13 protein-coding genes are annotated in these 11314 nt (G+C 28.1%); 6 read left to right on the top strand and 7 right to left on the bottom strand.

The window, feature by feature from the left end:
* Window positions 1-32 precede the first annotated feature (32 nt).
* The 5 genes from AVBRAN12654_RS08825 to AVBRAN12654_RS08845 all read left to right on the top strand — a co-directional run bounded on the left by AVBRAN12654_RS08825 (window position 33) and on the right by AVBRAN12654_RS08845 (window position 3285).
* On the top strand, window positions 33-884 hold the full coding sequence (locus AVBRAN12654_RS08825) for a hypothetical protein (protein WP_214119684.1): 852 nt from the start codon (window positions 33-35) through the stop codon (window positions 882-884).
* Window positions 869-1423 carry a cysteine peptidase family C39 domain-containing protein gene (locus AVBRAN12654_RS08830; protein WP_214119685.1) on the top strand — a complete coding sequence of 185 codons (555 nt, stop codon included), beginning with the start codon at window positions 869-871 and terminating at the stop codon, window positions 1421-1423. Before AVBRAN12654_RS08825 ends, AVBRAN12654_RS08830 begins: the two co-directional genes overlap by 16 nt.
* Window positions 1424-1486: 63 nt before the next feature.
* Window positions 1487-2149: a hypothetical protein gene (locus AVBRAN12654_RS08835; protein WP_336614319.1), complete on the top strand. Its 663-nt coding sequence runs from the start codon at window positions 1487-1489 to the stop codon at window positions 2147-2149.
* Window positions 2150-2154: 5 nt separating this feature from the next.
* Window positions 2155-2730 (top strand): hypothetical protein, encoded by a 576-nt coding sequence (locus AVBRAN12654_RS08840; RefSeq protein WP_336614320.1) that lies wholly within the window; start codon window positions 2155-2157, stop codon window positions 2728-2730.
* Window positions 2731-3285, top strand: a complete 555-nt coding sequence (locus tag AVBRAN12654_RS08845; protein WP_336614321.1) for a hypothetical protein — start codon at window positions 2731-2733, stop codon at window positions 3283-3285.
* A 22-nt stretch (window positions 3286-3307) separates the two neighbouring features.
* On the opposite strand, the gene AVBRAN12654_RS08850 is transcribed toward AVBRAN12654_RS08845, so the two are convergent.
* The 6 genes from AVBRAN12654_RS08850 to AVBRAN12654_RS08875 all read right to left on the bottom strand — a co-directional run bounded on the left by AVBRAN12654_RS08850 (window position 3308) and on the right by AVBRAN12654_RS08875 (window position 9597).
* Window positions 3308-4507, bottom strand: a complete 1200-nt coding sequence (locus AVBRAN12654_RS08850; protein ID WP_336614322.1) for a hypothetical protein — start codon at window positions 4505-4507, stop codon at window positions 3308-3310.
* Between the two features lie 9 nt (window positions 4508-4516).
* Window positions 4517-5845, bottom strand: coding sequence for a DUF6844 domain-containing protein (locus AVBRAN12654_RS08855; RefSeq protein WP_239803361.1), 1329 nt, complete (start codon window positions 5843-5845; stop codon window positions 4517-4519).
* Window positions 5839-6459 (bottom strand): penicillin-binding protein activator LpoB, encoded by a 621-nt coding sequence (gene lpoB / locus AVBRAN12654_RS08860; protein ID WP_214118878.1) that lies wholly within the window; start codon window positions 6457-6459, stop codon window positions 5839-5841. The genes AVBRAN12654_RS08855 and lpoB overlap by 7 nt, the downstream gene beginning before the upstream one ends.
* A 9-nt stretch (window positions 6460-6468) precedes the next feature.
* On the bottom strand, window positions 6469-6843 hold the full coding sequence (locus AVBRAN12654_RS08865; protein ID WP_214118876.1) for a DUF1425 domain-containing protein: 375 nt from the start codon (window positions 6841-6843) through the stop codon (window positions 6469-6471).
* A gap of 4 nt (window positions 6844-6847) precedes the next feature.
* A complete protein-coding gene (locus AVBRAN12654_RS08870) occupies window positions 6848-8332 on the bottom strand; it encodes a hypothetical protein (RefSeq protein WP_336614323.1) in 1485 nt (494 codons plus the stop codon).
* 80 nt (window positions 8333-8412) lie between these two features.
* Window positions 8413-9597, bottom strand: a complete 1185-nt coding sequence (locus AVBRAN12654_RS08875) for a saccharopine dehydrogenase family protein (RefSeq protein ID WP_214118872.1) — start codon at window positions 9595-9597, stop codon at window positions 8413-8415.
* 93 nt (window positions 9598-9690) lie between these two features.
* Between AVBRAN12654_RS08875 and AVBRAN12654_RS08880 the strand changes: the two genes are divergently transcribed.
* Window positions 9691-10245 carry a YceI family protein gene (locus tag AVBRAN12654_RS08880; RefSeq protein WP_214118870.1) on the top strand — a complete coding sequence of 185 codons (555 nt, stop codon included), beginning with the start codon at window positions 9691-9693 and terminating at the stop codon, window positions 10243-10245.
* 27 nt (window positions 10246-10272) lie between these two features.
* Here the strand turns inward: AVBRAN12654_RS08880 and AVBRAN12654_RS08885 are convergent, their stop codons facing one another.
* Entirely contained in the window at window positions 10273-11211 is a 939-nt protein-coding gene (locus AVBRAN12654_RS08885; RefSeq protein WP_336614324.1) for a hypothetical protein, read from the bottom strand.
* Window positions 11212-11314: the final 103 nt, after the last annotated feature.

An 11314-nucleotide genomic window follows, 5' to 3' on the forward strand; every position in this document is an offset into this window, starting at 1 on the left:
GAAATTTTATATTTTAAATTGAAAGGAAGAGTTTGAAAAAGTTATTTTTTATAGCATTTACTTTAAGCTTTTTATTTGGCTCTGATGCTATTACTATTGATAGTCTTTTTAAAAGACAAATCGGACTTAGAAGCATTACAAGTCTTAGTTTAATCACTAGCGGGAATGCTAATATCTACACAAGTTATCCAAGTCTAATAATAGGAGGCGATCCTGTGATTTGGACTGATAATAAAAGGCTTAGTTTGAATGAAACTTTGATATATTCATTTAATAACAAGCTTGATTTTATAACTTCAATTGGCGCTAATGCTACTAGAAATGAATATAGTAATTTTTTTACGGGTAAGCCTATGAGTGAAACTCATTATTCATTTGAGAGCTTGTGGCTTGGGTTTAATTATAGATTTGATAGTTTTAGTGATAAAATACTTAGTTTTTCTTATCAAGCAGGATTATTACAAAGAGAAAAAGCACTTGATACAAATAAAAGTTTTTATTTTAAATCACATTCAGCTAAGCTAAACTTAAAAGGATATAGCGACCCTGCTATTTGGGGTATTTATATGGGATTTACATATAATGATACTAGGACTTTTGATAAACTAGCGATAAATTATGGAAATTCTTATAATTTTGGTGCAAATCTTAGTATAGTATTAAGCCCTAAAATTACGCTTGATTTAGAAGCTTCACAGAGTTTTCAAGCAGCTCAGAAAATCAATGGTGTAAAATATACAAATCTAAGAAGTATCCCAACATATAGTGTAGGCTCAACTTATAGTATAAATGATGATACAAGTATCAGTTTTAACGCTAGTTTTGGTGGTGGTTCAGCTGCTCCTGATAGTGTGTTTGGTATTAGCTTATGGCAAAAATTCTAATAATCTTTATAACTATAACTTGTCTTAATGCCGAGTTTGCAGTGAAGTCTTATAGACAAATCAAAAATAACTCCGTAGTAAGACAAAGTTATGAAGAATCTTGTGGGGCAAGTAGTATAGCGACATTACTAAATCTAACAAATATCAAGCGTTTTAGTGAAAAAGATATTTTAGAAGTTTTAGATAAAAATACTAATATGCTAAGTTTTAATGAATTAAATAATGCGTTAAATAAATTGGGTTTTAATGCAAAAGCTTATAAATTAAATCGTAATATATTTGAAAAAATATTCGTGCCTTTTATAGTAAAGATTGAAAATGACCCGAGATTTCCACATTTTGTAGTGGTAAATAATATTAATGGGGATTTTGTGAAAGTATATGACCCAAGCTTTGGCGAATATCTAAGCTCTAAAAAAGAATTTTATAGCGTATGGGATAAAGATGGTTTAGGTGGATACGCTCTAATAATTAAGCCAAATATTACAAAAGAACTAAAGCCAAATTTACCACGCCCAAGTCAAATAAAAGAAATTTAAATAAGTTTTATATTTTTAAAGTTTTTGTTAATTTTGCTGATATAGATGATAAAGGAGATGATTATGAAAATAACGGCTAATTCTTATATAACATATCCAACAACTAAAATTAGTAAAAAAAATGATAACCTAGATATTCAAGCCAATAAACCTTATTATGAAGATGGAAAGGCTAGTTTAGAATATCTTAAACTAGCCCAGCAAAAGCTAGAAAACGATCCGACTTACAATCCAATAAATGATAAAAATCTAAATCTTGGAGAAAAGGCAGGTTATTGTGTGTTTGGAGCATTAGACCCTGATTTAGTAGAAGAAATAAGCAAAGAATTTATGAAAAATTGGGTAGAAATTGATAAAAAAGAGCTTGATAGAACGCTAAACTCACTAAATATGCCATCTTTAGGTTTGCCTGATGATTTTCCTTTAGGTTATATAGATAGTAAGAAAATGCCAAGCGTTGAAGAATTACAAGCTAGAGTTAAAGAAAAAGAAAATTTAAGAAATAATGCAATAAATACAAAAGAAGAAATTAAACAAGAAGAAAAAGAAGAACAAACTAAAGAAAAACCATTTGAAGCCATAGAAGTAAAAGGCACAAGCACTCGTGAAAGTATGGAAGATATTTTAAGCAAACTTGATATTCAAAATATCAAAGATGAAAGAGATTTATTAGCTTTATTTTTAGCCTATAAAAATGGCGAGAATTTATATGATAAAAGGGTTTAGTTAAAATGACAATCATAAATAACAATCAGAGTATTTTGGATTTAAGGCAAATATTTTTAAGAGATGAGATAAGGACTGAAACTAATAAAGATTTAAATTCTAAGCCAGTAAGCTCTGATGATTTAAAAGGCATTTCTAATTTATATAATCACGATAATTGGGGTAAGAGTTTTAGTGGGGTTAGTAAGAATGGCGAAGTTACTATTTATGGCAAACTATTAGGGCTTGATGATAAAAGTAGTTTAAATGAATTAAGCGAACTTTTAAGCTTTATTATGACTAATTCAAATTCAATAAACGGGCAAATCGCCTTAAATGATGAGCTAGAAAGCTTATTGAATAGTGATTTAAGCATAGAAGAATTTAAACCTAGATGGATTTTAGCAATTACTAAGGATTTAGCAGCAAAAGAGCTAGATACTAAAGAGATTAAAAGAGAACCGATTGAAGTAAAGAGTGATTTAAATGTGTATAAAGAAAACTTAGCAAACTTGGTAAAATCTCTAAGAGAGCAAAAAGATAGCTATGATGCTTATGTTTTATCTATGCTAGAAACCGAGTTTATAAACAAAAGGACATAAATGCAAATTAACCCATCTTTAAATCAAATAAATCTCATTAATACAAATAATAAAGATTTAAAAAAGATAGATTTAAGCAAAGAGCTTAGCCAAATTGCTAAGCCTAATGATATGTTTGATTTGTTTTTACAAGTTCAAAATGATTATAAGACAAATAGTATTTATCAAAGAGCTTTTGCAAAGCATTCTGATATAGAGATTAAAAAAGATTTGCAAAGCTTTTTGCAAGCAAATCCTATAAATAGTAGTAGTGGTAGCTTTACATATTATGATGATTTAAGATTTAATTTTAGCGATGATGAAAGGCTTTTTAGATTATTTGCAGATGAAAAAATAAGCATAGATGATTTTAAAAAAGAATATCTAAAAATAAAAGCTGAATATGAAGAAGAAAAGCCTAGAGAAAAAATAGAAGTAAAAGGCACTAGCACTCGTGAAAGTATGGAAGAAATACTTAGCAAAATTAATATTCAAAATATCAAAGATGAAAGAGATTTATTAGCTATTTTAATGGCGTATAAAGATAGTAAGAATTTGTATGATAAAAGAATTTGAATAAATCAAATTCTTTTTATTTTTAAAATATAAATCCACCACCTTGAACCGGTGTTATATCTTTTACATCTTTTCCATTTGCATCATTACTTGTAGAGTTGTTGCCAATATTTTTAAATCTACAAATATCGCCTTTATTTGCATTACCTTCTAGTATTTTTGCATAGCTTGTTTTAGCATTTGCATTAGTTACTTGCACTAAAGCACTAAAAATTTCTTCGTAGCCGTTTAGCTCTTTTGTGTAACTATCATAGATTTTATCGCCTTTTTTATAGCATTCTAGTTGTGTATTTATAGGTAGGCTTTGAGTAAAAACTGCTTGATTATTGCTGATTTTTTCTATTTTTGGCGGATAAATAGCAGCTTGAGTGTTTAATACAATAGTGCTTGCAATATTGTTTAAAATGCTATCATAATCTTTAGATTTTATATCAAGGTTTATGCTATCAGCAAATCTTATTTGTCTAGTTGCAAATGTAATAACTTGATAATTTATACTAACACTTACTTTAGAACTACTACCACTGCCAATAATTGAGTAATTTTTATTAATTGTATTAACATCGCTTATGGTGTAAAGTAATATATAATCAGTGCCTAGATTTTGACCTAATTTTAAAGCTTCATCTTTATTTGCGTCATTTAAAATTATATCTCTTTCAACAGCTAATGCTTCTCCTTCTTGTCTATCCAATAAATCAAATTTACGAGTTTTGTGGATATTGCTTTCTATTTTAAATCTTAAATCTCTTGTTATTTGTTCGCTATCTCTTCCTAATAAAGAAAAATTATTCGGACTTAGAGCAGGTGCTACGATGATTTTTCTTCTATCGTTTTTCATTCCGGCTAGTTCGTATTTTTTTGAAACTGCTGTTTTTTGAATACTTACGACTACTCTAAATCCATCTTCTGTTTTTGTATTTTCTATAACTTCAAAAGAGCTAAAGCGACCATTTGTTGCTTTGCTAATTTGTTGGTTAAAGTGTTTATAAATCTCATTTTCATCACCACTTTTTATCGCACTAATTTGAGCTTCTTGTCTAGTTTTAACATAGGCTCCGTTTAATTTCAAAACAGCTTCTGCTAAAGCATTATCTACTGCTTGCTCGTATGTAATGCCATAGCCTTCTCCGGTAGCAGTTTTTGTGCTAGTTGTAGTTACTACTTTAGCATTTAGGCTTACTAAAAATAAGCCTAAAAAAACAATTAATATCTTTTTCATAATTTAATCCTAGAAATCATCAACATCAATATTTTTAGAGCGAATTACTTTTGCATTACCACTTGATGGAATTTCGCTTGTTTTTGAGCCTAATGTTTTTTTATCTAAATCACCTTTGATTTCTTTTCTTTCTTGCTTTGCTTGTTCTATGCTTGTAGGTGAATAATACATAATAACCCCAGCAACTCCGTGTGTATCAAATTGCTTAGTCCATTTATCAGCAACTTCAACACCTACTAGGCTCATTTGTGCTTCAGAGCTAAAAAATTCTTCTAAATCAGAATAGCTATCTGATCTAGTTTCTTTACCACCAGTTGCACTTTCATTTGCACCTTTTTTAATTAAAGTTGTATAGGCTTTTTGAACTGTATCAGTAGTTTTATCTGCATTTGTATAAGTATAAATAGATGATTTTACAAAAGTAGCTAAAGTTTTTTCTGCTAATATTTGAGCTACTGAATAACTTGAACTTTTATATTCATTAGTCATTCCATCCTCAATCTTATAAGTATCCATTCCAAAAGCTAAAAGTGATGGTTGGCAAGCTTCGTTGTAAAAGAATTTTAAACCTAATTTATTTATTTTATTATCACTTGAGCCTAAAGCATTCACTACTGCATCAGCACTTTTACATTGTTCTTCATTGTTTGTAGCATTTGCTTTATAGCCACCTGCTAAAGCTCTTGCTAATTCTCTTGACTTAGGTGATGTATATGCTACTATTCCTAGTTCTGTTTCACCATTATCACTAACTACTATAAAGTTTTCATAAGGAATTAATCCTGATATTTCTTCACGAGCTACTTTATACATTTCTTCTTTAAAAGTATTGCTATATAGCACTTCTTCTGCACGAAGTCTTAATTCTTCATCAATTTGTGGTTTTGTCAAATCAATCTTATCATCACTGCCGAAAAATTTATTCATTAAGCCATCTAAGAAACCTTCTTTTTCATTTTTTGCTTCTTCTAGTCTTCTTTGACGCTCTATTTCTTTATTTAGTCTTTCTTCTACTAATTCTGCTGGCATTTTACTATGATCATTCTTTTTAGCAATTTCTTTTGCAACTAAGTTTCCTGCCATTTTCATTGCTAAATTAGATTTAATTTTTAAAAATGCTTCATTATACTTTGCACTTAAAAAATCATAATATTGTGGGTCGTTTGGATGCTTTGGAATTGATATTGTTTCTATATAAACTTTAGCGTTTGGATTTTTTTCTAAAAGCTCACTTTTTGCACATTTTATTAATGTTTCTATATCATTTCCTGGATTTTCGCAAGTATTTGCAAAAACAACTGAACTTAATGCCAAAGATAAAACTATTTTTTTTACCATGCTACACTCCTATTTGAACCAAGTTTATTAATTTTTATTTCATCTTCCCAAATTGCTAAGCCATTATCAAGATTTGTAACCGTCATTTGGAAATAATAATCAACTCTTTGAGAATCACTAAAAGTTCCTTTAATTCTAGTATTTCTTTGAATTATTTTACCGCTTAAAGACCTATTTGCACTTAATATTGTGCCTTTTTTAGCGATTGTTTTTTGATTAAATTCGTCATTATCTCTTAATTCTCTTGTAGCGTGGGTCATATTATCCTCAGCCCCATTAGCTCCAATTGCTGTTGTTACATAAACACGACCAGAATTAAGTAAAGCAATTCTTATTTTTTTAGTAAGAATATCTGTATCAAAATGTTGCATTGTATCATTAGTAATCCTACTCATTACAAGAATATGGCGTTCGTTTGGATTTGAAGTAGCAAAAACAGGGCTTGCTAACATAGAATTAATCAAATCTCTTGCCGCATTTTGTAAATCTATATCATCAATACCTAGTGAAACAGGCTGATTTTTGCCATTATTTACTTCATCAACGACATAACTTGGTGCAGCTGCACAAGCTCCTAAACTTAGTGCTAAAGCTAGTGTGTAGTATTTTTTCATTTTGTCTCCTTAATTAAATTTGTTAATTTTTATTTTGTAATTATGTGCGTTTGCTGGAGCACCTAATTTTATATATTTTGTTTCTTTTGGTTGTAGTGTTAGCTCTTTTTTAGCTAAACCTAAATTATCAACATGCATACCATTATCATAAAACCAATCTTGTGAGTATTTAAGATTTAGTTCATTATTGCTTATATTAGTAAGTTCAATACTAATTATTAGGTTATTAAAATCATTATTGCTTCTTTCTTCGCATTTTAGAATTTTATTTAAATCTTCATCTAAATAGCTTACATTAAAGCATTGATTGTTTTTGATTACATTTGCATTGTTAGCACACGAACATAAAAATACAGCAAAAGCGGTTAAGATATATTTTTTCATTTTTTTACCTTTCTTCAAATATTGTTATATATTCAGTTCCTATTGTAGGAATTTTTACAAGTATTACATAATGTTTATTTATATCTAATTCTTGTGAAAATAGTGTTTGAGAATTTGGACTTGCAATATTTATACTTCCACTATTTGCAATTCTAATTGCTTGATAGTTTTTAGGTAAACCTATAAAGTATCTAATATCAGAATGGTTTAATAAATTATTTACCAAATCAACACCTATGCCAGAATATAAATTCTCTTTATTGGCTTTTACACTAATCATTGTTTTAGTAATCGCTCTTAAAAAAGACTTAGATATTCTAGGTATTAATGTAGCTTTGTATTCAGCGCCTATTATTTTATCCATATCACTTAGAAGCCTTGTTTTTTGATTATTTGCCATTATAAAAGGATAAGCATCACTACTATCTCCTAAAATTGCTATTGAAAACACTAAACTACTAACGGCTAATTGATTAGCATAAACAGAGTATTTTTCATTTCCAAAAGGAATTTTATAATCTATATCATTATCGTTTTTCTTAATAAAAACAATAGGCAATGATAGATTAAATTCTTTTAAAGATTTAGATTTACCATTTTCATAAATTACCCAAATATATTTATTTGTTTTAGATATTTGCATTCCTTTTTTTATTTTATTTGCTATTCTTTTAGTGTTGAAATTGTTTTTAGCTAATTCATAATCTTGATAAAACAGCAAATCATTTTCTTGAGAATAAACTTCTTTTAATAAATCAATAGAATTATTTGACCTACCATCTAAAATATAATAAAGAGCAGAAAAATAGCTAACAAATGGATTAGAATAATTAGCATAAGACTTATAAGCAGGAATTGGGACACTATTATTTATAATGTCTATTACTTCATTACTTTCTCTAGGTTTTTGTTGTAAGTAGTTTAATTCGCTTAAAATATCGCTTTCAAATTCTTCTTTATTTCTTTTTTGTCTATCTAAGGCTCTTTTGATTTCAACTCCAGCTTCATCGTATTCGCCTAAAGCTAGATAACTCATTGATTTGTATGTATTAGTTAGCATTTTTTCATAATATTGACCGCTATAATCAGTTATATTATCATTAAAAAGACCTTCTAAAACTCCTTCTCCAATCTTTAACAATATATTTTTTTCATCTTTATCTTTATAACCATCTTCAACAAAATCAAATAGCTTAATACTATCTTTATAAGACTTACACAAGAATGCTTGATATCCGTAATAATTGCCGTTGTAAAGTGGGTCTTTAATCTTTTCTAATACATTTTCTTTTGAGTATTTTAGCTCTTTTTTCGTAAGTAATTCGCAGTCTTTAGTATCTAAAGAATATATTTTATTTTTATTTTCTTCTTCATAGCCTAAAAACATAGAAGAACAAGCATTTAATACTAGTAAAGTAAAAACTAAAATAAAAACTTTTAACAAAACTCTTAACATCGCCGACCCCCCCCCATTTTTAAAAAACGCCATTTTATAAAAACTTAATTAATATATATTAATTTTTTTTAAATTCAATAATTCTTAAATAATAAGAATTATTGTTTATTTTTTTATAGCTCTAGTATTTTAATAGGAAGACCCATTTTATTCATTTCATCAAAGAATGGTTTTGCATCAAATTCTTCCATATTAAACACACCTTTTCCGCTCCATTTGCCACTTGCTATTAAATATGTTCCAATTGCAGCAGGAACGCCTGTTGTGTAGCTTACTGCTTGAGCGCCAGTTTCAGCGTAGCATTCTTCATGTACGCAAACATTATAAATATATACTTTTTTAGCCTTGCCATCTTTAATACCTTCAATAATACAACCTATGTTTGTCTTGCCTTTAGTCCTTGCACCAAGACTTGCAGGGTCAGGTAAAAGTGTCTTTAAAAACTCAATAGGAATTATCTTCATTCCTTGATGTTCAACTGGCTCAATTCCTAGCATACCTACATTTTTAAGACAATTCATATGTTGAATATAGCTTTGTCCAAAAGTCATAAAAAATCTAATTCTTTTTAAACCTTTTATATTTTTACATAAGCTCTCAAGTTCTTCATGATAAAGTAAATAGCTATCTTTAACCCCAACTTCAGGATAATCGTGTTCAACTTTAATCTCAAGTGGTTTAGTCTCAATCCACTCGCCATTTTCCCAATATCTACCATTTGCACTAACTTCTCTTAAGTTTATTTCAGGGTTAAAATTAGTTGCGAAAGCATAGCCGTGATCTCCTGCATTACAATCCATAATATCAATTGTATGAATTTCATCAAATAAATATTGCTGCGCATACGCACACATAACATTCGTTGCACCTGGGTCAAATCCACTTCCAAGCAGTGCAGGAACACCAGCTTTTAAAAAGTCATTATTTCTAGCCCATTGCTCTTTATACTCAAATTTAGCTAAATCAGGATGTTCGTAATTTGCTGTATCAATGTATGGAATTTTAGTTTGAGAACAAGCGTCCATTAAAGCTAAATCTTGATAAGGTAAAGCCACATTTAATAAAATCGTAGCGTTTATATCTTGTATAAGCTTAACAACTGCATTTGTATCATCAGCATTAATCGTAGCAGTTGCAATCTCAACTCCTAAACGCTCTTTAATAAAACTTGCTATTTCATCACATTTGCTTTTTGTTCTACTTGCAAGCGTGATTTTATCAAAATATTTATATTCAGCTGCTTTATAGGTTGCTACACGGCTAACTCCACCAGCTCCAATTATTAATAAATGTTTCATATTTTCTCCTTTTAGCTTATGATAAAATATTTATGATAATGATTAATCTTTTTATGAGATTATATTAGTCTTATTTTATTTTAGGAGTATATTATGAAAAAATTATTTTTAGCTTTAAGCTTAGCAGGTATTTTAGGTGCTAGTGAATTTGTTCTTGATAAAGTTCATACTAGCGTTGAATTTAGCGTTAAACATATGTTAGTTTCTAATGCTAAGGGCAAATTTAAAAGTTTTGATGCGATGATAGATTTTGATGAAGCTAATAAAACTTTTAAAGTATTTAATGCAAGCGTTGATGTAGCAAGCGTTGATACAAATAGTGAAAAAAGAGACGAGCATTTAAAATCAAGTGATTTTTTAAATGAAAAAGTTAATCCAAAACTTACTTTTGTTATGAGTAAATACGAAAAAGTAAGTGATACACAAGGAAAAATGACAGGGGAATTAAATATAAATGGCGTTAAAAAAGAAGTAACATTTGATGTTGCTATCAATGGTGTTGCTACAATGGGAGATAAAACTAAACTTGGGTTTGACCTAAATCTTGACCTTTTAAGAAAAGATTTTGATGTAGCAAAAGATACAAATGAGAGCTTAGTAGCAAACGAAGTAAAAGTTCAAATTTTTGCTGAAGCTGATAAAAAATAATTAAAATTAAGAATTTGAAATTTTATTTCAAATTCTTATATCAATTAATCTTGTATCGCTTAAATCTTTTTTAAATTCTTTCGTAAAATCTATAAAATCTCCTAGCTTATCATTACTAATTAAATCTTTTAATTTATCTTCGCTTATTTTTAATTCATTACTTATGTTTTGGATATTAAATTTTTGTAATATTTCTTTTTCGTTATTATCTAAAGATTGTGATTTTTTAAGTTTTTCAATTATATTATTAAGTTTGATTTGTTCTTCTGTTTTTTTATTTAATTCTTCAGTTATATTAGTATTTATTTTTTTGTGTGAAATTGTCATAAAAGGTAGATTATCTAAAAATACTCCGTATTCATAAACAATATCTTTAAAATCATATTTTTCAGCAATTGTTATATAACCATCAAGATTTTTATCCATACTAATAGTTTCATCAAGTATTGTGCTAATATCAGTTGATTGTTTATTATTAACAGTCAAAATACTTGGAACATAACTTGCAACTTTAGTAGCTTGTCCTGAACCATCTTTAGTTGGCTCTATATATAAAGCAAATGCATAGATAGTATAATCAATTTCTTTTTTATCTACTTCTCCATCGTTATTTCTATCGGCTGCTAAAAAATTACTCTTATACGCTACATCGCTAAACCACCCAGCGACAAAACTTGCTGCATCTTTATCTAAAATAATGCCTTTGCTAGTATCAATGAAATTATCTTCATTAAAAAATTCTTTTAATCTATTAATATTCTTGTCACTAAGTTTTACCCCGATATTACTTTCATCAAATTTAAAAAATACATTGTAATTTTGCTCTTTACTTGTCTTAATCTCAAAATTATTTTTATTTATATTATCTTTTAAATTGCTAATATCTTTAGTATTTAATTCTTTAGTTTTAACATTATCAGCCCAAGACATTGCTATATTTTTTACTTGCGAGATATCTATTTTCATAAGTTTTCCTTAAAATTAATACTTTTAAAATTAATTGGTTTGATTTTAATTAATACTATTATTATTTTATTTAATATTTTGATATATTGTAACTTTTAGTAAT

The sequence above is a fragment of the Campylobacter sp. RM12654 genome, assembly GCF_020137585.1.
GTDB lineage: Bacteria > Campylobacterota > Campylobacteria > Campylobacterales > Campylobacteraceae > Campylobacter_E.

What these genes read in the sequence shown, in the direction of transcription:
- AVBRAN12654_RS08880 (WP_214118870.1), top strand. Translation starts at nt 9,691, where the DNA reads ATGAAAAAATTATTTTTAGCTTTAAGCTTAGCAGGTATTTTAGGTGCT.
- AVBRAN12654_RS08855 (WP_239803361.1), bottom strand. Translation starts at nt 5,845, where the DNA reads ATGGTAAAAAAAATAGTTTTATCTTTGGCATTAAGTTCAGTTGTTTTT.
- AVBRAN12654_RS08840 (WP_336614320.1), top strand. Translation starts at nt 2,155, where the DNA reads ATGACAATCATAAATAACAATCAGAGTATTTTGGATTTAAGGCAAATA.
- AVBRAN12654_RS08845 (WP_336614321.1), top strand. Translation starts at nt 2,731, where the DNA reads ATGCAAATTAACCCATCTTTAAATCAAATAAATCTCATTAATACAAAT.
- AVBRAN12654_RS08850 (WP_336614322.1), bottom strand. Translation starts at nt 4,507, where the DNA reads ATGAAAAAGATATTAATTGTTTTTTTAGGCTTATTTTTAGTAAGCCTA.
- AVBRAN12654_RS08830 (WP_214119685.1), top strand. Translation starts at nt 869, where the DNA reads ATGGCAAAAATTCTAATAATCTTTATAACTATAACTTGTCTTAATGCC.
- AVBRAN12654_RS08870 (WP_336614323.1), bottom strand. Translation starts at nt 8,332, where the DNA reads ATGGCGTTTTTTAAAAATGGGGGGGGGTCGGCGATGTTAAGAGTTTTG.
- AVBRAN12654_RS08835 (WP_336614319.1), top strand. Translation starts at nt 1,487, where the DNA reads ATGAAAATAACGGCTAATTCTTATATAACATATCCAACAACTAAAATT.
- AVBRAN12654_RS08875 (WP_214118872.1), bottom strand. Translation starts at nt 9,597, where the DNA reads ATGAAACATTTATTAATAATTGGAGCTGGTGGAGTTAGCCGTGTAGCA.
- AVBRAN12654_RS08865 (WP_214118876.1), bottom strand. Translation starts at nt 6,843, where the DNA reads ATGAAAAAATATATCTTAACCGCTTTTGCTGTATTTTTATGTTCGTGT.
- AVBRAN12654_RS08885 (WP_336614324.1), bottom strand. Translation starts at nt 11,211, where the DNA reads ATGAAAATAGATATCTCGCAAGTAAAAAATATAGCAATGTCTTGGGCT.
- lpoB (WP_214118878.1), bottom strand. Translation starts at nt 6,459, where the DNA reads ATGAAAAAATACTACACACTAGCTTTAGCACTAAGTTTAGGAGCTTGT.